The sequence below is a fragment of the Anoxybacillus dikiliensis genome (genome assembly GCF_050613275.1).
Taxonomy (GTDB): Bacteria; Bacillota; Bacilli; order Bacillales; family Anoxybacillaceae; genus Anoxybacillus.
This window is the reverse complement of record NZ_CP187112.1, coordinates 1,538,823-1,558,610: the sequence shown is the minus strand read 5'-3', so window position 1 is coordinate 1,558,610 and position 19,788 is coordinate 1,538,823. Positions and strand designations below refer to the sequence as shown.

Here is a 19,788-nt window from a genome sequence, read left to right as displayed (position 1 = left end):
GCATAGAGCTATTTGCTTGCCGAAATGCCATCCGCAACCATCCATCCTGATAATGCGCAACCGAGCGAGCCTGCGCCAGGAAACACCGTATCACCACAAAGCCAAAGTCCTTCCACATTTGTTTTTGGTGAATACGTAGATAGCAAGCTCAAGACACCGTTTGGAATATATCCCCCTACCTTTCCGAACGCTCGATGGGTAAAGCGAGAAAATGTTACAGGTGTGCCGATGAGCTCGACATGTATGTTTGTTAAAGGGAATGTGTCATGAACTCGTTGCAATATACGTTCTGAAAGCATATTTTTCTCTTTGTCATATGCATCGCGATTCCACCAACGAAGCGGGTCAGTATGTGTTGAAATTGTGATTGAACGTTTTCCGAAAGGTGCCATTTGCCGATCGAATGGTGCAGAAGCGGACAATAAAAATTGATTTCCTTCGCTCATCGGTTTTGTTCGATCAATGATAAATTGGTGGTATAGGCTATCTGTCTGTAAGTCGTCGTCCGTCCCAATATAAATTGTAAAAGCTCCCCAAGCCGGGCGTTGTTTTTCTTTTTCTTCACGAATAGAAAACGTTCGTTTTATTGAATCGTCTAAAATAGAAAAGATACTATGGACAGACCCGTTGAATACAACGTGTTTTGCTTCATATGTTTGTTTTCGATTTGTCGTCACGAGCCAATGGCGCTGTTTGCGAATCGACACAACTTTTTCACGCATCTGTAGTTCTCCGCCAAGCTGTTTATAACGTTGAGCGATCGCATGAACAATGTTTGCAAGCCCTCCCTCAACGTAAAACGCTCCGCGATGGAATATGCTTAAGGCGACCGCGCCAAGCAAAGCGGGACAACGCTCAATCGTTGTTTGCACACTATCCACGAGTTGGCCGTTTAAAAAAGCGATGAATGTCTCATCACGAATGCCATAATGTTGCAGTCGTTTCGCAATCGATTGAAACAAAAATGGTGTTGCGCTTATTAGCTTGCGATCTGCTTTTTGTATCGCTTGAAATAAATGTTTGATCGTTTTGGGAGGAACGATCGGTCGTTTATATACAAAGGAAAGCATTGCGTCAGCCAGAGAAAACATTTCTTCAAAAAAGCGAATAATCGCTCCGCTATCTTTTGGAAACTGTCGTGCGATTTCTTCAAACCAACGTTCTTTTTGTTGGTAATATCGAATCGTTCGTTCGGAAAAATGTACGTCCATGATCGTATCCAATAAATGAACAGGAGGGGGAGACATGTCGAGCTCATGAAATAGTTGTGAAAATACGCCTCCTTCTTCAAACCCCATCCCAAGCGTAGCGCCTGCTTGAAAACGAAACGACTGTCGTTCGAATTTTCCTGCACATCCACCGAGCTCATTTGCTGCTTCGAGTGTAAGCGTACGATACCCTTTTTTCGCAAGGAGCGCGCTGGCGGTTATTCCTCCAAAGCCTGTGCCAACAATAATAACATCGTACAAGACGATCACCTTCTTTTTCTTTTTATTATACAATCATTAAACAAATATTGTACAATAAGAAGGTGTAAAAGATGAAAGGATGGGATGTATGCATACAGCTGTTGTTTGGTTTCGCCGAGATTTTCGATTGCACGATCATACAGCGCTCGTTCACGCGCTTCAGTGGGCGAAAGAAAGGGAAGGAAAGCTTCTTTTTCTCTTCCATGTCGACCCTTATTTCGCAAAAGAAAGAACGTATCATCATGCATATTTTTTTCAAACGGTTGAGCGATTTCGTCAAACGTTACGTGAGCGTGGCATACATATGCATATTTTATATGGGGAGATCGATCATGTATTCGCTCGGCTGACGAATAAAGTAAATATAAGCGCCGTGTTCTTCAATAAAGATGAAGTCGGACGTGGAAAAGAGCGGGATGATTACGTTCAGGCGTTGTTACAAAAGCATGGGGTGGAAGTGTATACATATGATGATGCCCATATGCATGGGGCATTTGAAGTACTAAAAGCAGATGGAGCGCCTTATAAAGTATATACACCATATTATCGCGCGTGGCGCAAGCTTCCTAAACGACCGCCGCTTTCGATTGATATAAATGAACTACGTGCCTATATGTTACACATCACTCCGCTTGCCGAGGACGATGAGCGTGCTTTTTCTATGTGGCTTGCTCAATGTACGAAACGTTGGGAAAATATAGGGGAACAAGATGCGTTACATGCTTTGCGACAGTTTATTGATATCGCTCTCCCGTGTTATCATCGTCAGCGGGACATTCCGAGCGTTTTTGGCACGAGTCGATTGTCTCCACATATAAAAACGGGGACGATTTCGATTCGTACCGTTTTTCACGCGGTTGCGCAACAATTCGGGAACGGCTATGATGAAGCGGTGGAAACGTATATAAAAGAGCTTGCTTGGCGTGATTTTTATCATATGATTTATGCGCATTTTCCGTTTACAAAAACGGAAGCGTTTATTGAAAAGTATCGTCATCTTCCATGGTCGCGTGATGAAAAACGATTTGAAGCTTGGAAAGAAGGAAGAACAGGTTTTCCGTTTGTTGATGCGGGCATGCGTCAGTTAAAAGAGGAGGGATGGATGCATAATCGCCTGCGCATGATCGTTGCGTCATTTTTAACGAAAGACTACCTCATTGATTGGCGAATGGGGGAGGAATATTTTCGACAGATGTTAATTGACTATGATGAAGCATCAAATATCGGGGGATGGCAATGGGCTGCTTCTGTCGGAACGGATGCCGTTCCATATTTTCGCGTATTTAATCCGATTGAACAATCGAAAAAGTTTGATCCCGACGGCACATATATTCGCACATATGTGCATGAACTTGCCTTCATGCCGTCAGCACATATTCATGAACCATGGACAAGCAGCATGAAGGTCAATTACCCTGCGCCGACGGTAGACCATTCATTGCAACGCCAACGCGCCATTGCGTTGTTTCAAATGAATGAACGATTATAGCCTACTGATGAAGTGGGCTTTTTTACTTTAGTTAAAGCATAAAGCTTATGAAGGATTATAAAGTGTAAAAAAAGAATAGAAATAAATAGCGTCTATATTTCAGCGTTGTTATAAGCCGCTTTTATTGAGAGAGATGAGGAAGGGGGAGAACAATGATAGAAAAAAAGAAGCTTTACATTAACGGAGAATGGATAGAAGCGGGGTCGTACACATATCTTTTGGCGCCATACGATGGAGAAGTATTAGCACACATTCCAATTGCGACAGAACAAGATGTGAAGCGGGCGATTGCGGCTGCGTACGAAGCGCGGCGAACGATGGCGAAGATGCATGCACATGAACGTGCGGCCATGTTAGAGAGAGTCGTGACATTATTGCAACAGCGCGCAGATGAAGCGGCGAAGCTTGTTGCGTTAGAAGCGGCAAAGCCGATCACGACCGCAAAAGCGGAAGTGGCACGCACCATTCAAACATACAAGTTTGCTGCCGAAGAAGCGAAGCGTATTCACGGGGAAACGATTCCGCTTGATGCTGCACCAGGTGGCGAAAACCGCATCGCATTTACGGTGAGAGAACCAATTGGTGTCATTGGTGCCATTACTCCATTTAACTTTCCTTTAAATTTAGTAGCGCATAAGCTAGGGCCTGCGATTGCCTCTGGAAATACGGTCGTGTTAAAACCTGCGAGCCAAACGCCACTTTCGGCGTATTTTATCGCGGAACTGTTTGAACAGGCAGGGCTGCCGAAAGGAGCGCTTAATGTCGTGACCGGAAGCGGAAAAACGGTTGGGGATCAAATCGTCGTTGACCCACGTATCAATATGGTGACGTTCACCGGAAGTCCGGAAGTAGGCATCAGCATTCGCAACAAAGCAGGATTAAAACGTGTGACGCTAGAATTAGGGTCAAACTCAGCGGTCATTATTGATGAACATGTGGACGTTGATCGCATCATTCCGCGATGTATCGTTGGTGCGTTCGCGTTTCAAGGACAAGTGTGCATTTCGTTGCAACGTATTTACGTGCATGAAAAACGGTATAAAGAATTTGTCGAAAAGTTTGTGGCAGCAGTGAAGCAGTTGAAAGTCGGCGATCCGCTTGATCCGAAGACAGACGTTTCGGCTCTTATTTCTGAAAAAGACGTCGAGCGTTCGTTACAATGGATTGAAGAGGCGAAACAACGAGGCGCTACCGTTGCGATTGGTGGGGAGAGACAAGGAAATATTTTGTTGCCGACAGTCATTTTAGACGCATCACCAACATTGAAAGTATCATGTCAAGAAGTGTTTGCGCCGATTGTGTTGATTAATCAAGTTTCGTCCGTCGACGAAGCGATTGAGCTTGTCAACGATTCACGCTACGGGTTGCAAGCCGGCATATATACAGACAATGTCCATACCGCATGGGAAGCAGCAGAGAAACTACATGTCGGCGGGGTGCTTATTAACGATATTCCAACGTTCCGTGTCGATCATATGCCGTACGGTGGGGTAAAAGAAAGTGGCTTTGGACGCGAAGGTATTCGATACGCCATCGAAGAAATGACAGAGCTAAAGCTGATTGTTTTCAACCGAAATCGATAAAGAGTGCGCAATCGAACAATTTTGGCTTTTGTCGTCTGAAACAAAAGCCGTTTTCGTTCACGTGCGCGAAGGATTGATTAGTGGAAGGAAGTAATACATAGAAAGGGGACTTCCATTGGACATTTTCATCCGCATTGTGATTGATGTTATTTTGCCGCTATTTTTATTGATCGGTGCAGGGGCTTATTTGCATCGGTTGTTTCATTTTGATATGAATACGTTGTCGAAAATGACGACGTATTTTTTGCTTCCAGCTGTTGGTTTTGTGAACGTGTATAAAAGCGATATGAAAAGCGAGGTGTTGTTTCACGTTCTTTTCTTTCTCGTTTTACAAAACGGCACGCTCATTGCGCTTAGCGCTGTCATGGCGAAATGGCTAAAGCTTGACCGTAGCCTAGGAGCAACATTTCAAAACACAATCGTGCTCAATAACTCCGGTAATTTCGGCATCCCGGTTAGCCAGCTCGTATTTCGCCATGAACCGTTAGGGATGTCGATTCAAATTGTTGTAACGATTTTTCAAAACTTTTTAACGAACACATACGGCGTGTTTCAATTTATTTCGGCGAGTGAAAATAGGCGGAAAATAACACGTGACATGTTAAAAAATCCGATTATTTATGCACTCGTTCTCGCTGTTATTTGGAAGTTTTTCGATATTGCCGTTCCAGCATTTATTTGGCGCCCCCTTGAACATGTAGCTGATGCTTTTTTAACGATTGCCTTGGTGACGCTAGGTGCTCAACTTGCATATATGGATGTGAAACGTATTCCGCGTCTCATGTTTATAACGATTTGTAGTCGCCTAATCTTATCGCCCTTCATTGCTTTTTTGATCATTTTACTTTTACATATGGAAGGAACTACAGCTCAAGCGTTGCTTATTGCTAGTGCATATCCTTGCTCGCGAAATACAGCATTGTATGCATTAGAATACAATCATCATCCAGCATACGCCGCTCAAGCCGTATTTTTATCTACCTTGCTTAGTCCATTGACGGTAGCAAGTGTGATCGGCTTTGCACATTTGTATTTTTGATTATGTGCATGTGCCAAAGGAGTCTCCAGCGATATGTGCTCCTTTGGCATGCGTTGGCGTTCTTTCATTTGTATTTATTTCTGTTTAATTGGGATCCATAGTTCATTTTCTGGCTGATGATTTGGTGGATAATAACATTCAATCAAAGGGACATGGGCAAGTTCATAACGAGAAGCAGGGAGCCATTCGGAATATAGTCGTTTCCATGCTTCATCTACATTTGGGATGACCGCCCATGTGTCGTGTGTAATTGTTATACGTTGCATATCGTTTGGAACTTCTTTATCATAACGTATGCCCATAAAATAAGTAAATTTCTCATCTGTTATTGCGGATGTTGTTCCGCAAACACCTAACAACCCTTCAAGTTTGCATTTTGGTTGTTCCCATGATAAATCGATCAACTTTTCCATCAATCCATCTTTTTTGGCATATTCCCAAAGCGAAGGGATCATTTGAAACGCCTCATTTGTCTTTACTTCATACCCCTTTCCTACAATAACTAGTTCAACATCAATGTTCTCCAGTTTATAATCCATGGTATGATCTCCTTTTATTTGTATTATTTCCATCACTTGATATGTGTTTCCTTTTTATATTAACATAAAAATCCAACGTGTGTTACAGATTTGTTGAGAAGGTGTGATAGATGTCTAATTACGTTACATTTATTCGTTTTATTGTTGTAGGGATAAGTAATACAGTTGTTGATTGGTTGCTTTTTTTCTTCTTTGTATCGCTTAGCGTGCCACAAGTGTGGGCACAAACTTTCGCATATAGTGCGGGGGTAATAAACAGCTATATGTGGAATCGAATATGGACATTTCGAGTGAAGGGGCCAATTATGAAGCAATTTGTTCGTTTCCTTATGTTAAACTTTTGTTCTCTCATGGTGACGATCATTGTATTGTACGGATGCAATCAAATGTTTTCGGTTTTTTTTAGTAAATTTATGGCGACGATAAGTGGAATAGTTATCAATTGGATTGGTAGTCGGATGTGGGTATTTTCTGGAAAAACAATGACATAAACAAAGAAATATTTTGAATTTTTATAAAAATGTTTGTTTTGTTGACTTCTTATGTTATATTAGTGTTATAAAATATGACACAAGAAGGTGAGAATATGTTCTTGTTAAAGAAGGGACGAAGAAAAGAAGAGGTGAAAGAAACGAAGCAGAGCGTGGCGCTCAATCAAATTGAAGTAGCGGCTGACCAGCTAAAGGCAGTTGTCGAGCAAATGAAATTAGCTGCTTCCTCGCTTGATGAAACATCAAGCGCAACGCAACAGAGCACAGTCCAATTAATTGACCGCTTGGAAAAAACGGTAACTTATACAGCTCAAGTAGAAGAGAAGACGAAAATGATTGAACGATCGGCATTAAAAATTTCAGACGTTTCTCAGCGCATTCATGCAGATAGTGAAGCATCTTATAATGAACTAATCCGCTCGCTACACTCTTTAAAAAACCTTCAACGTGACATGGATGATTTGCGAACAGGTCATTATGCGCTTCTTCGTCAAATGGAGTTGTTAGTAGAGCGTTCACAAGAAATTCATCACATTCTTTCGACGATTGCTTCCATCTCGCAGCGAACGAGTATTTTAGCGCTCAATGCGAACATTGAATCCGCCCGTGCGGGAGAACATGGGAAAGGGTTTTCGGTCGTTGCAAACGAAGTTGGGAAATTAGCTAACCAAACGTCAGTTGCCGTAGAGCAAACGCGGGACATTTTATCATCTATTCAGTCTGGGATCGCTTCAACCATGCATATGGTAAAATCAGAAACAGAACAAATTGACAACGGGTCAAATGAAATGAATCACATTTTCTCTATTTTATCTGATTTTAGGGAAAGACTTCATCATATGACAGCAATGGCACACGATTCGTCGCAATCGGTCGACGAACAGACGGCGAGTGTGCAAGAAATTTCGGCTTTGCTTGAATATATTTCTTCCATGGTGCAGGAAAATAAAAATCATGCCCATGAAGTCGCAAAACATATGGATGTACAACATGAAAATGTGAAACAGGTGTTGCAAGTGAACGAAGCGATTGAAAAAACATCGAACGAGTTGCAAACAATTATAAAAAACGATGAACGTGTAACGGCAACTTTCGTTGATCTACATGTGATTGAACAAATGAAAGAAAAGCTTACATTGTTTTTACGCTCTTATCCGCTTGCTCGTTTACAAACAAGTGAACATGAGGCATACTTAAATGAATTTTTAAAAATAAATGAAAATGTAGAAGCTGTTTGGTCGAATCGGGTGGACGGTACGTTCATTTATTCGAATCCTCCTGCGGGACTTGTAAATGCCAAAGCTCGTCCGTGGTTTATTGAAGCCGCAAAAGGAAATGTATACGTTTCTTCGGTGTATACATCTGCGTTAACGAAGCGTCCGTGTTTAACCATTTCCGCACCGATCGTTCAAGACGGGCATGTCGTTGGCGTTGTTGGCATTGATTTATCTGTATAAGGACAGTAAGCCGGCTATGTACATCAGCTGGCTTACTGATATCGATCTAACATCGCGAAAAATTGTTTGACGAACTGGTAAAATACGTTGACGGATGGTGCGAGATCGTGATTCGGTAAAATAATTCCGACGTTGCGGCGAACGAGCGGAAGTTCAATTGGCACTTTTACTGTATAGCGTGGAGTTGTCTCATAAAACGTGCTTTCTGGTAATAAAGTGACACCGATACCGGCCGAAACGAGTCCTTTGATCGCGTCTAAATCTTCCCCCTCTGACGAAATGATTGGAGAAAAGCCGGCTTGTTTGCAAGCATCTTCAACGATTTTGCGCAAAATAAATCCTTGAGGAAACATGACAAATGGTTCGTGACGCAATTCACTTAGTGCGATGCTTCCTTTTTGGCTAAGTGGATGATCTGTCGGAATGAGCGCAGCGAATGACTCCGTAAATAAAATATCTCCTTGAATGCCTTTTTCTCCTGTTGGAACGGGGCCTAAAAAAGCTAAATCAATTTCTCGTTTTTTTACTGCATCAATCAAAAATTTATATGACCCTTGACGTAAGTGAAAAGAAATGTGTGGATGCTGTTGTTTAAACGTGGAAATGACCATCGGCATCGTGTAGCTCGCTAGACTTGTTGGAAAACCAATTTTAATTGTTCCGCGTTCCGGATCCAAATATTCTTCAATTTGTTGTTTCGCATAGTCAATCGCTTTTAACGCTAACTCAATATGTTGTAAAAAGTGTCGTCCGATCGGAGTTAGTTTCACATTTCTTCCTTCTCGTTCAAATAGCTTTACTCCGAGTTCATCCTCTAAATTGGCGATTTGGCGACTGACTGCGGACTGGGCGACATGCAATGCTTCGGCAGCTTCCGACACATGTTCCCGCTTCGCCACTTCTGTAAAATAAATCAATTGCCTTAATTCCATTTCCCCCCGCCTCTTTCTATCGTTCTCAAAATGAGATAAATGTTATCTAAATTATATATTGTTTATATGATTATTGAAACCTACAATTATACATAACATACACGACGACGGAATGGGGGATTGACATGAGAGGATTACCGAAAGCTCAAGGATTGTACTGTCCGCAATTTGAGCATGATGCATGTGGCATTGGGTTGTATGCCCATTTAAAAGGAGAAGCATCTCATCATATTGTTCAACAAGGTCTTCATATGTTGCGGCAATTAGAACATCGGGGAGGGCAAGGGAGCGATCCGCAAACGGGTGATGGTGCGGGAATCATGGTACAAATTCCGGACGATTATTTTCGTTCCGTTTGTCCATTTTCACTTCCGCCTAAAGGGCGTTATGGGGTCGGAATGATTTTCTTTTTTGAACATCATGAACAAACGAGAACGATGTTCGAACGCCAAATAGATGAAATCGTTCGTGAAGAAGGGCAAACGGTGCTCGGATGGCGAGATGTACCTATCGATGTCGAAAAACTTGGAACATTAGCAAAACAAAGTCGTCCGTACATTCGGCAGCTTTTTATCGCAGCAAGCGATGATATCGTTGATGACCAACAGTTCGAACGCAAGTTATACGTCATTCGGAAACGGGCGGAAAAAGCAGTGAAAAACAATGAATATTATTTTGCGAGTTTATCCAGTCGCACGATCGTTTATAAAGGACTAGTCACTCCGGAGCAATTAGATGCGTTTTATATCGATTTACAAGACGAGCGATTTCGTTCGGCGTTTGCGCTTGTTCATTCGCGCTTTAGCACAAATACATTTCCAAGTTGGGAGCGAGCGCATCCGAATCGTTATTTAATTCATAATGGAGAGATTAATACGTTGCGTGGAAATATTCATTGGATGATGGCGCGTGAGAAGCAGTTTTCCTCCCTGGTGTTTGGAGAAGATTTACAAAAAGTGCTTCCGATTTTAGATACGAACGGAAGCGATTCGTCCATGCTCGACAACGCGTTTGAGTTTTTCGTTTTAGCTGGAAAGTCGCTTGCTGAAACAGCGATGATGTTGATCCCAGAACCGTGGTATTGGGATAAAGAGATGGATGAACATAAAAAAGCGTTTTACGAATATTACAGCTGTCTGATGGAGCCGTGGGACGGTCCAACGGCAATCGTATTCACAAACGGCAAACAAATTGGCGGTATTCTTGATCGCAACGGTCTTCGTCCAGCTCGTTACTATGTCACAAAAGATGACTATATTATTTTTTCATCGGAAGTCGGGGTCGTTGATGTAGCTCCGGAACAAGTTTTATATAAAGAGCGATTAAGCCCGGGAAAAATGCTTTTTATTGATTTAGAAGAAGGGCGAATCATTTCTGATGAAGAGGTCAAAAAGCAAATTGCGCATAAGCATCCGTATTGTCAATGGGTGAACGAACAAACTGTTTCTATTGAACAACTTGACGAGCAGTTTGCGGGAGATGAGGAACAGCCGTTTGACAATCTTATCACATGGCAGAAAGCGTTTGGGTATACGTATGAAGATGTTGAAAAAACGATCATTCCAATGGCGACGGAAGGAAAAGACCCAACCGGAGCAATGGGAAATGATACGCCGTTAGCGGTTTTGTCCGATCGACCACAAAGCTTGTTCAACTATTTTAAACAACTATTTGCGCAAGTGACGAATCCACCGATCGATGCCATTCGTGAATATACTGTTACATCGACGGTGACGTTTCTTGGAAGAGAAGGGGATCTGTTAAACCCAGATGCGTCAGCTGCCCGCCGCATTCGTCTCGATTGTCCGATTATCACGAACAAACAATTAAAGGCACTTCGAATGAGCCCGTATCGCGAATTTGCTAGTGTGACGTTATCAACTGTTTTTACAAATGATTTAAAAGAAGCGTTAGACGAATTGTGTCAAGCGGTAGATGAAGCAATTGCTAATGGTGTGACGTTAATTGTTTTATCCGATCGCTCAATGAATGAGCAGCGCATAGCCATGCCTGTTCTTTTGGCAGTCAGCGCGGTGCATCAACACCTTGTTCGAAAAGGGACGCGTACAAAAGTAAGCCTAATTGTTGAAAGTGGGGAAGCGCGCGAAGTACATCATTTCGCTGCGTTAATCGGTTACGGAGCGGATGCCATTCATCCATATGTAGCTTTTGCGACGATTCGTGAAGCGGTCGAAAACGGGGTGATCGCGTCCACATATGAACATGCGGTCGAAACGTATAAAAAGGCAGCGACAGATGGCGTTGTAAAAGTGATGTCAAAAATGGGCATTTCAACAGTGCAAAGCTATCGCGGTGCGCAAATTTTTGAGGCAATCGGTATTGGCAACGATGTTATTGAACGATATTTTACAGGAACAGCGTCACAAATTGACGGGATCGGCTTAAACGAAATTGCACAAGAAGCAAAAATGCGACATATGCAAGCGTTCCAAACGTCTTATGATCATACTTTAGAATCAGGGAGCGAACTGCAGTGGCGTAAAAATGGTGAGCATCATGCGTTCAATCCGAAAACGATTCACACGTTACAATGGGCGTGTCGAAAAAATGACTATGAGTTATTTAAGCAATATTCCAGCATGGCAAATGAAGAACAAATGACATTTTTACGCAATTTGTTCGATTTTGATCATACGCGTAAGCCTGTTCCGATCGAGGAAGTCGAGCCGGTAGAAGCGATTGTGCGCCGATTTAAAACGGGAGCAATGTCGTACGGCTCATTAAGCGAAGAGGCGCATGAAGCGCTCGCCATTGCGATGAACCGCATCGGTGGAAAAAGTAATAGCGGAGAAGGTGGTGAAGATCCGCGGCGCTATATACGAGATGAAAATGGTGATTTTCGTCGCAGCGCAATTAAGCAAGTTGCATCGGGACGATTTGGTGTAAAAAGCCATTATTTAGTCCATGCCGATGAGTTACAAATTAAAATGGCGCAAGGGGCAAAACCAGGAGAAGGGGGACAGCTTCCTGCAAACAAAGTATATCCATGGATCGGAAAAGTGCGCGGATCTACGCCAGGGGTAGAGCTCATTTCGCCGCCGCCGCATCATGATATTTATTCTATTGAAGATTTAGCGCAGCTCATTTACGACTTAAAAAATGCGAATCGGCATGCGCGTATTAGTGTGAAGCTCGTTGCAAAATCTGGTGTTGGTACGATCGCGGCTGGAGTAGCGAAAGGTGGTGCCGATGTGATCGTTATTAGCGGATATGACGGAGGTACAGGGGCTTCGCCGAAAACGAGCATTAAACACGCAGGGCTTCCGTGGGAGCTCGGTTTAGTTGAGACGCACCAAACGCTCATGTTAAACGGGTTGCGCGATCGCGTCGTACTAGAAACAGACGGAAAATTGATGACAGGCCGCGATGTCGTCATGGCAGCGTTATTCGGAGCGGAAGAGTTTGGATTTGCGACAGCTCCGCTAGTCGTTTTAGGGTGTGTCATGATGCGCGTTTGTCATTTAGATACTTGTCCAGTCGGGGTTGCAACACAAAATCCAGAACTGCGTGCGAAATTTACAGGCAAGCCCGAGCATATCGTCAATTTCATGTATTTTATCGCTCAGGAAGTACGTGAAATAATGGCGCAGCTCGGTTTTCGGACAATGGAAGAAATGGTTGGGCGCGTCGATGTATTAAAAGTGAGCGAGCGCGCTAAGCAACATTGGAAAGCGAAACATTTAGATTTGTCGCGTTTATTGTATCAAGTGGAAGGAGTGCGAACGTTTTCTAGACCACAAAATCATCATCTTGATCGAACGCTTGATGATACGGTGATTTTACCAGCAGTCAAGCGGGCAATTGAACAAAAAGAGCCGGTACAATTGCAAGTTGCTATCCAAAACGTTCATCGTACAGTTGGCGCGATTGTCGGCAGCGAAATATCGAAACGGTACGGTGAAGAAGGGCTTGCAGAAGATACGATTCAGTTATGTTTTCACGGTTCCGCTGGGCAAAGCTTTGCGGCGTTCGTACCAAAAGGAATGACGATGACATTAATTGGCGATGCGAATGATTACGTCGGAAAAGGTTTATCGGGGGGCAAAGTCATTATTCGTCCGCCGCACGAGGCAACGTTTGCATGTAGCGATCAAGTGATTATCGGAAACGTGGCTTTTTATGGAGCGACGAGCGGTGAAGCGTATATTCGCGGTCGCGCCGGCGAGCGTTTTTGTGTTCGAAATAGCGGCGTCCATGCGGTCGTTGAAGGAGTAGGAGATCACGGCTGTGAGTATATGACCGGAGGGCGCGTCGTTATTCTCGGATCAGTCGGAAAAAATTTCGCTGCTGGAATGTCCGGTGGCATAGCATACGTACTTGCTGATGACGATGCATGGAAAAAACGTGCAAACCGTGAACTCGTTTTATTTGAGACATTAGTAGATGAAAACGAAATACGAGATGTGCAACATATGATTATGAGACATTACGAATATACAGAAAGCCCGAAAGCAGCGTATGTGCTTGCAAATTGGGAACAGGTTGTGAAAGACATCGTCAAAGTCATTCCGAAAAATTATAAGCTTATGATTGAAACGATTGAGGCGCTGAAGCAACGCGGGTTGTCGTATGACGAAGCGGTATTTGAGGCGTTTGAAACAGTTGTAAACAAAAAAGATGTAAAAGTGGTGGAAGTGGTCGCGCGATAAGCGATCGCTTCCGGAATAGGTGAAAGGGGGAGAATGATGGGAAAAGCAACAGGCTTTATCGAATATGCACGGGAAGAAGAAAAAAAACGTCATCCTCTTTCCCGTTTAAATGATTGGAAAGAATACACTGATCCATTTTCAAACGACACGTTAGCGAGACAAGGTGCGCGATGTATGGATTGCGGTACCCCTTTTTGTCATATGGGGATGGAACTTCAAGGTTTAACGTCCGGCTGTCCGATTCATAATCTCATTCCAGAGTGGAACGACCTTGTGTATCGTGGAAGATGGAAAGAGGCGTTCGAACGGTTAGTGAAGACAAATAATTTCCCGGAATTTACAGGACGCGTTTGCCCAGCGCCGTGTGAAGGATCGTGCACAGTAGCGATTTCTGATCCAGCAGTAGCGATTAAAGGAATTGAACGAGCGATTATTGATAAAGCGTTTGAAGAAGGATGGGTTCGACCTCGCATTCCGAAAAAAAGAACCGGAAAAAAGGTGGCCGTCATTGGCTCTGGTCCTGCAGGGCTAGCTTGTGCAGATGAACTAAATCAAGCTGGTCATTTTGTCACTGTGTATGAGCGCGCAGATCGAATTGGCGGTTTGTTGATGTACGGCATTCCGAATATGAAACTTGGAAAAGACGTCGTTGAGAGACGTGTACGCTTGCTTGAAAAAGAAGGAATTACGTTTGTTACAAACATAGAAGTCGGAAAAGATTTGGCGATTGATGAATTGCGCAAACAATATGATGCGGTTGTGCTTTGTATTGGAGCACAAAAGCAACGCGATCTTATGATCGAAGGACGCGAGCTTGATGGCGTTCATTTTGCGATGGACTACTTGACAATGACGACAAAATGGCTGCTTACCGGCGAAAAAGATGAAGCGTTTATTGATGCCAAACATAAACATGTCATCGTAATCGGTGGTGGCGATACAGGGGCTGACTGTGTCGCGACGGCATTGCGGCAACAATGTAAAAGCGTTGTGCAATTCGGCAAACATCCGGCATTGCCAAAAGAGCGTACAAACGATAATCCATGGCCGCAATACCCGCTTGTATTTACAGTTGACTACGCATATGAAGAAGCGGAAGCGAAGTTCGGCAATGACCCGCGTCAATATTGTATTCAAACGAAAAAAATCGTTGGTGATGAGAGAGGGAGAGTAAAAGAACTGCATACGATCCAAATGGAAAAAATAATAGATGATCAAGGGCGTGCTGTATTTAAAGAAATTCCAGGTACAGAGAAAATATGGCCGTGTGATCTCGTATTGATCGCCATTGGTTTTGAAAGACCAGAACCGCAACTTTTACAACAGTTTGGAATCGAGACAGTTAGTAAAGCATACAAGACGAATGTTGAAGGTGTATTTGTCGCAGGTGATGCAAGACGTGGACAAAGTCTTGTCGTTTGGGCGATTCATGAAGGACGCGAAGCAGCGAAAGAAATGAATCATTTTCTTATGGGGGATTGAGAGGGGGACATCTGCGAAAGTGCATATTTAAAAAATCTCTTTTTCTGCGTTTTTGTAGAAAAAGAGATTTTTATTTTTAGAATTGTCATTTTATTTTAAAAAGTGTTACAATGTTTTTTAATAAGTTCAGAAAAGATGGAGGGATTTGTTTTGCGTAGCGATATGATTAAAAAAGGATTTGACCGCGCGCCACATCGCAGTTTATTGCGTGCGGCAGGGGTAAAAGAAGAAGATTTTCATAAACCGTTTATTGCGGTTGTAAACTCATACATTGATATTATCCCAGGTCACGTTCATTTGCAGGAGTTTGGGAAAATTGTGAAAGAAGCCATTCGTGAGGCCGGTGGTGTTCCGTTTGAAATGAACACCATCGGCGTCGATGACGGCATCGCGATGGGTCATATTGGTATGCGCTACTCGTTACCGAGCCGAGAAATTATTGCTGACTCTGTTGAGACGGTCGTTTCTGCCCATTGGTTTGATGGGATGGTATGCATTCCGAACTGCGATAAAATTACACCTGGCATGATGATGGCGGCGATGCGTTTAAATATCCCGACTATTTTTGTAAGCGGAGGACCGATGAAGGCAGGTGTGACGAGCGACGGGAGAAAAATTTCGCTCTCTTCTGTATTTGAAGGAGTCGGTGCATATCAAGCTGGAAAAATTGATGAAAAAGGGTTGCAAGAACTTGAACAGTACGGCTGTCCGACATGTGGTTCGTGCTCAGGAATGTTTACAGCGAATTCCATGAACTGTTTAGCTGAGGCGCTCGGTTTAGCGCTCCCTGGTAACGGGACGATTTTAGCGATTGATCCAGCACGAAAAGAATTTGTGCGACGTTCGGCTCAACAGTTAATGTATTTAATTGAGAACGATATTAAACCGCGTGATATTGTAACAGAAAAGGCAATTGATAACGCGTTTGCGCTCGATATGGCGCTCGGCGGCTCAACGAATACGGTGTTACATACGCTAGCCATTGCCAATGAAGCAGGGATCCATTATCCGCTTGAACGCATTAACGAGGTAGCTTCCCGCGTGCCGCATTTGGCCAAGCTCGCCCCAGCGTCCGATATGCATATTGAAGATTTACACGAAGCAGGCGGCGTGTCTGCCGTATTACATGAGCTATCTAAAAAAGAAGGCACGCTTCATTTAGATGCCCTCACTGTGTCAGGTAAAACACTTGGGGAAAATATTGCAGGCTGTGAAGTGAAAAATTATGAAGTCATTCGTCCGATTGACAATCCGTATTCAGAAACGGGTGGGTTGGCTGTATTGTTCGGCAATTTAGCCCCAGATGGCGCAATTATTAAAACAGGCGGTATCCAAGGCGGCATTACCCGTCATGAGGGACCCGCGATCGTCTTTGACTCTCAAGAAGAAGCGCTCGAGGGCATTGCGGCAGGAAGAGTACAACCGGGGCATGTCGTGATCATTCGTTATGAAGGTCCAAAAGGTGGACCGGGAATGCCAGAAATGTTAGCCCCAACATCGCAAATTGTCGGCATGGGACTAGGAACGAAAGTAGCACTTATTACGGACGGGCGTTTTTCTGGCGCATCCCGCGGTTTATCGATCGGTCATGTGTCGCCGGAAGCAGCGGAAGGGGGACCAATTGCATTTGTACAAAACGGTGACCATATTGTCATTGATATTGTGAAGCGAACGATTGACGTTCACGTCCCTGAAAAAGAATGGGAAAAACGGAAAGCAAATTGGAAGGGCTTTGAGCCGAAAGTGAAGACAGGATATTTAGCTCGTTACTCAAAGCTCGTCACTTCAGCAAGTACAGGCGGCATTATGAAAATTTAGCGCATTTTGTCGAAATGATGTTTATAACTGTAAAACGATCCTCCGTTATAATTGAAGAAGTAAACGACTATGGGGGGAAGGGAATGAATACGCAATTTATTGCAGGTCATGCGCGATTACCTTCGGGGATGGCAGCAAAAAGCGTGTTTGATACGCTTACGATTACAGCGGAGGTAGACAAAAAATATGGTGTCATCGTTGATGCGTCGTGTACATTGGCAACGGAGCACGGTCGCGATTACGTTGCCCGGTTGTTAAAAGGTCATTCGTTAAAAGACGGAATTGACGAACCGCTTGCCCAATTACATGAAGGATATTTAGGAAAAGCAAATCAAGCGTTATGTGCAGCGCTAAAAGATTTATACAAGCAATATTGTAAGTTAGAAGAGAAGATGCATGCTGAAAAATAGAAGGTGCTCGCGGCACCTTCTATTTTTCTTCCCAAGGAGGGAGCATTTTGCGAAGCGGCTTATCTTGGCGATAGCCAAGAACGTACTCCGCTTGCATAATTGTATGAATTTCGCGCGTTCCTTCGTAAATGACTGGCGCTTTTGAGTTGCGTAAATATCGTTCTACCGGATATTCATTTGAGTAGCCGTATGCCCCGTGAATTTGTACCGCATCATCAGCGGCTTTGTTTGCGAAGTCGCACGCTATCCATTTCGCCAGCGATGTTTCGCGCGTATTTCTTCTCCCTTTATTTTTCAAAAATCCTGCTTTATATACGAGCAAGCGGCTCATTTGTAAACCAGCTTCCATGTTTGCAATCATTTGTTGAACAAGTTGATGGCGACCAATTTCTTTGCCGAACGTTTTTCGTTCGTGACAATATTTCACACTGGCTTCTAAACAAGCCATAATTAAGCCGCACGCCCCAGCCGCAACAGTAAACCGTCCGTTATCGAGTGCGGACATCGCAATTTTAAATCCTTCCCCTTCTTCCCCAAGTAAATTTTCTTTCGGGACGCGGACATTGTCAAAAAACAGCTCGCCTGTATTGCCTGCACGAATGCCAAGCTTTCCTTTGATGGCACGTGATGAAAAACCAGGCATCGTCCGTTCAACGATAAAAGCGGAAATACCGCGATGCTTTTTCGATTTATCTGTGTAAGCAAAAACGATAAAGTGATCAGCAATGTCACAAAGCGAAATCCACGTTTTTTGCCCGTTTAAGATGTAGTCATCTCCATCGCGCACAGCGGTTGTGGAAATGGCTGCGACATCTGAACCTGCGTTTGGCTCCGTTAATCCGAATGCCCCAATTTTCTCCCCTTTTGCTTGTGGGACAAGATATTTTTGTTTTTGTTCTTCTGTTCCCCATTGTAAAAGTGTTAAACTGTTCAATCCTGTGTGAACGGAAACGGCGGTACGAAATGCTGTATCTCCCCGTTCTAGCTCTTCACATACGATCGCTAACGAATTGTAGTCCATCCCCATTCCACCGTATTGCTCCGGAATGCATACGCCCATTAAGTTTAATTGTGCAAGACGTTTTAAAATGTTTGGATCGAAATAACCTCGCTCATCCCATTCTTTTATGTGGGGTAAAATTTCTTTATCAACAAATTTTCTTACGGTTTGGCGTAATAGTTCTTGTTCTTGAGTAAAGTCAAAATTCATCATCGTTCATTCCTCCATATCGTTTAATAGTGATATATGATCGTTATGCTCCCCTGCAAGAGGAGGGAAAAGTCGATAGGACACAGCCGTTTCAGAAAATTTTAACGGTGATCCGACGAGTTTTAATGTCCCGACATGTGGATGCTCCATGTTGACAATCATATCTCTTGCCAATGTTTGCGGGTGTTGAAACGCTTCGTGAATGGTGTAAACAGGGCCGCAAGGAATGCCTTTTTGTTCAAACAATTTCTGCCACTGTGCACGCGTTTTCTTTTTTAGCTCATCATTTAGCCGATGATTCAGTTCATGGCGATGGGCGACTCTACCGGCATTTGTTCGAAATCGCTCGTCTGCACCAATTGTTTGATCTTCTAGCAGTTCGCATAGTGCCTGAAATTGCCGATCGTTTCCGACGGCAACAACAAACAAACCATCGCTGGCTTCATATGTCGAATACGGAACGATGTTCGGATGATCGTTTCCTAACGGTTTCGGGACTTCGTTGGACATTAAATAGTTTGAAGCGACGTTCACAAGCGCACTTATGGCGCAATCAAATAAGCTTAAGTCAATTTTTTGCCCACGTCCCGTTTTTTCACGAGCGATCAACGCTGCTTGTACGGCAATGGTAGCATACAAACCTGTAAAGATGTCCGTGACCGCCACCCCGACTTTTAATGGTCCGGATTGTTCTGTCCCGTTAATGCTCATCCAGCCGCTCATCGCTTGAATAATATAATCGTAGCCAGCTAAATGATGATATGGTCCTGTTTCACCAAATCCAGTAATCGAACAGTAGATGAGTTTCGGATTGATGGCGGACAGATCATCATACCCAAGCCCGAGCCGTTCCATCGTTCCTGTTTTAAAGTTGTGAATGAAGACGTCTGCTGTTTTAACGAGCTGGCGAATCGTTTCTTTTCCTTTTTCTTCTTTTAGATTTATAGTGATGCTTCGTTTGTTTCGATTAACTGCTGCATAATAAGCACTCATGCCATTTTGGAATGGGGGTCCCCAAAATCTTGTATCGTCTGATCCGCCGGGCGCTTCGACTTTGATCACATCTGCCCCCAGATCGCCTAAAATCATAGTGGCATACGGACCAGCGAGGACGCGTGTCAAGTCTACAACACGAATGCCTTCTAAAGCCCCTTTCATTCGCTCACCTCCATTTCTTCTTGTGAATAAAAAAAGCCAGC

14 protein-coding genes are annotated in these 19,788 nt (G+C 43.6%); 9 read left to right on the top strand and 5 right to left on the bottom strand.

What is annotated here, in order from left to right; translation table 11 throughout:
• Positions 1–8: 8 nt before the first annotated feature.
• On the bottom strand, positions 9–1,478 hold the full coding sequence (locus tag ACPF7I_RS08155) for a phytoene desaturase family protein (RefSeq protein WP_430743956.1): 1,470 nt from the start codon (positions 1,476–1,478) through the stop codon (positions 9–11).
• A 79-nt stretch (positions 1,479–1,557) separates the two neighbouring features.
• Between ACPF7I_RS08155 and ACPF7I_RS08150 the strand changes: the two genes are divergently transcribed.
• The 3 genes from ACPF7I_RS08150 (at position 1,558) to ACPF7I_RS08140 (ending at position 5,580) form a co-directional block, all read left to right on the top strand.
• Complete coding sequence (locus ACPF7I_RS08150; RefSeq protein WP_430743957.1) at positions 1,558–2,958, top strand: cryptochrome/photolyase family protein; 1,401 nt, start codon at positions 1,558–1,560, stop codon at positions 2,956–2,958.
• A gap of 152 nt (positions 2,959–3,110) precedes the next feature.
• Positions 3,111–4,541, top strand: coding sequence for an aldehyde dehydrogenase family protein (locus tag ACPF7I_RS08145; RefSeq protein ID WP_430743958.1), 1,431 nt, complete (start codon positions 3,111–3,113; stop codon positions 4,539–4,541).
• Between the two features lie 115 nt (positions 4,542–4,656).
• Entirely contained in the window at positions 4,657–5,580 is a 924-nt protein-coding gene (locus tag ACPF7I_RS08140; RefSeq protein WP_430743959.1) for an AEC family transporter, read from the top strand.
• Between the two features lie 74 nt (positions 5,581–5,654).
• Here ACPF7I_RS08140 and ACPF7I_RS08135 read toward each other — a convergent pair whose 3' ends face one another.
• A complete protein-coding gene (locus tag ACPF7I_RS08135) occupies positions 5,655–6,119 on the bottom strand; it encodes a GyrI-like domain-containing protein (RefSeq protein WP_430743960.1) in 465 nt (154 codons plus the stop codon).
• Between the two features lie 110 nt (positions 6,120–6,229).
• Between ACPF7I_RS08135 and ACPF7I_RS08130 the strand changes: the two genes are divergently transcribed.
• Together ACPF7I_RS08130 and ACPF7I_RS08125 are read left to right on the top strand one after the other, a co-directional pair.
• Entirely contained in the window at positions 6,230–6,610 is a 381-nt protein-coding gene (locus tag ACPF7I_RS08130) for a GtrA family protein (protein WP_430743961.1), read from the top strand.
• A gap of 95 nt (positions 6,611–6,705) precedes the next feature.
• The gene (locus tag ACPF7I_RS08125; RefSeq protein ID WP_430743962.1) at positions 6,706–8,067 is read left to right on the top strand and encodes a methyl-accepting chemotaxis protein; all 1,362 of its coding nucleotides are present in this window, start codon (positions 6,706–6,708) and stop codon (positions 8,065–8,067) included.
• A gap of 32 nt (positions 8,068–8,099) precedes the next feature.
• On the opposite strand, the gene ACPF7I_RS08120 is transcribed toward ACPF7I_RS08125, so the two are convergent.
• Positions 8,100–8,999 (bottom strand): LysR family transcriptional regulator, encoded by a 900-nt coding sequence (locus ACPF7I_RS08120; protein ID WP_430743963.1) that lies wholly within the window; start codon positions 8,997–8,999, stop codon positions 8,100–8,102.
• Positions 9,000–9,124: 125 nt separating this feature from the next.
• Between ACPF7I_RS08120 and gltB the strand changes: the two genes are divergently transcribed.
• From gltB to ACPF7I_RS08100, 4 genes are all read left to right on the top strand, one after another.
• Positions 9,125–13,669: a glutamate synthase large subunit gene (gene gltB, locus ACPF7I_RS08115; protein WP_430743964.1), complete on the top strand. Its 4,545-nt coding sequence runs from the start codon at positions 9,125–9,127 to the stop codon at positions 13,667–13,669.
• A 36-nt stretch (positions 13,670–13,705) separates the two neighbouring features.
• Positions 13,706–15,151, top strand: coding sequence for a glutamate synthase subunit beta (locus ACPF7I_RS08110; protein WP_430745936.1), 1,446 nt, complete (start codon positions 13,706–13,708; stop codon positions 15,149–15,151).
• 135 nt (positions 15,152–15,286) lie between these two features.
• A complete protein-coding gene (ilvD, locus tag ACPF7I_RS08105; RefSeq protein ID WP_430743965.1) occupies positions 15,287–16,969 on the top strand; it encodes a dihydroxy-acid dehydratase in 1,683 nt (560 codons plus the stop codon).
• An 83-nt stretch (positions 16,970–17,052) separates the two neighbouring features.
• Complete coding sequence (locus ACPF7I_RS08100) at positions 17,053–17,379, top strand: DUF3870 domain-containing protein (RefSeq protein ID WP_003395822.1); 327 nt, start codon at positions 17,053–17,055, stop codon at positions 17,377–17,379.
• A 19-nt stretch (positions 17,380–17,398) separates the two neighbouring features.
• Here ACPF7I_RS08100 and ACPF7I_RS08095 read toward each other — a convergent pair whose 3' ends face one another.
• Both ACPF7I_RS08095 and ACPF7I_RS08090 read right to left on the bottom strand, forming a co-directional pair.
• On the bottom strand, positions 17,399–18,592 hold the full coding sequence (locus ACPF7I_RS08095) for an acyl-CoA dehydrogenase family protein (protein ID WP_430743966.1): 1,194 nt from the start codon (positions 18,590–18,592) through the stop codon (positions 17,399–17,401).
• A 3-nt stretch (positions 18,593–18,595) separates the two neighbouring features.
• On the bottom strand, positions 18,596–19,747 hold the full coding sequence (locus ACPF7I_RS08090; protein ID WP_430743967.1) for a CaiB/BaiF CoA transferase family protein: 1,152 nt from the start codon (positions 19,745–19,747) through the stop codon (positions 18,596–18,598).
• Positions 19,748–19,788 lie beyond the last annotated feature (41 nt).

What these genes read in the sequence shown, in the direction of transcription:
- gltB (WP_430743964.1), top strand. Translation starts at nt 9,125, where the DNA reads ATGAGAGGATTACCGAAAGCTCAAGGATTGTACTGTCCGCAATTTGAG.
- ACPF7I_RS08095 (WP_430743966.1), bottom strand. Translation starts at nt 18,592, where the DNA reads ATGATGAATTTTGACTTTACTCAAGAACAAGAACTATTACGCCAAACC.
- ACPF7I_RS08100 (WP_003395822.1), top strand. Translation starts at nt 17,053, where the DNA reads ATGAATACGCAATTTATTGCAGGTCATGCGCGATTACCTTCGGGGATG.
- ACPF7I_RS08125 (WP_430743962.1), top strand. Translation starts at nt 6,706, where the DNA reads ATGTTCTTGTTAAAGAAGGGACGAAGAAAAGAAGAGGTGAAAGAAACG.
- ACPF7I_RS08150 (WP_430743957.1), top strand. Translation starts at nt 1,558, where the DNA reads ATGCATACAGCTGTTGTTTGGTTTCGCCGAGATTTTCGATTGCACGAT.
- ACPF7I_RS08110 (WP_430745936.1), top strand. Translation starts at nt 13,706, where the DNA reads ATGGGAAAAGCAACAGGCTTTATCGAATATGCACGGGAAGAAGAAAAA.
- ACPF7I_RS08145 (WP_430743958.1), top strand. Translation starts at nt 3,111, where the DNA reads ATGATAGAAAAAAAGAAGCTTTACATTAACGGAGAATGGATAGAAGCG.
- ilvD (WP_430743965.1), top strand. Translation starts at nt 15,287, where the DNA reads ATGGAGGGATTTGTTTTGCGTAGCGATATGATTAAAAAAGGATTTGAC.
- ACPF7I_RS08135 (WP_430743960.1), bottom strand. Translation starts at nt 6,119, where the DNA reads ATGGATTATAAACTGGAGAACATTGATGTTGAACTAGTTATTGTAGGA.
- ACPF7I_RS08090 (WP_430743967.1), bottom strand. Translation starts at nt 19,747, where the DNA reads ATGAAAGGGGCTTTAGAAGGCATTCGTGTTGTAGACTTGACACGCGTC.
- ACPF7I_RS08120 (WP_430743963.1), bottom strand. Translation starts at nt 8,999, where the DNA reads ATGGAATTAAGGCAATTGATTTATTTTACAGAAGTGGCGAAGCGGGAA.
- ACPF7I_RS08130 (WP_430743961.1), top strand. Translation starts at nt 6,230, where the DNA reads ATGTCTAATTACGTTACATTTATTCGTTTTATTGTTGTAGGGATAAGT.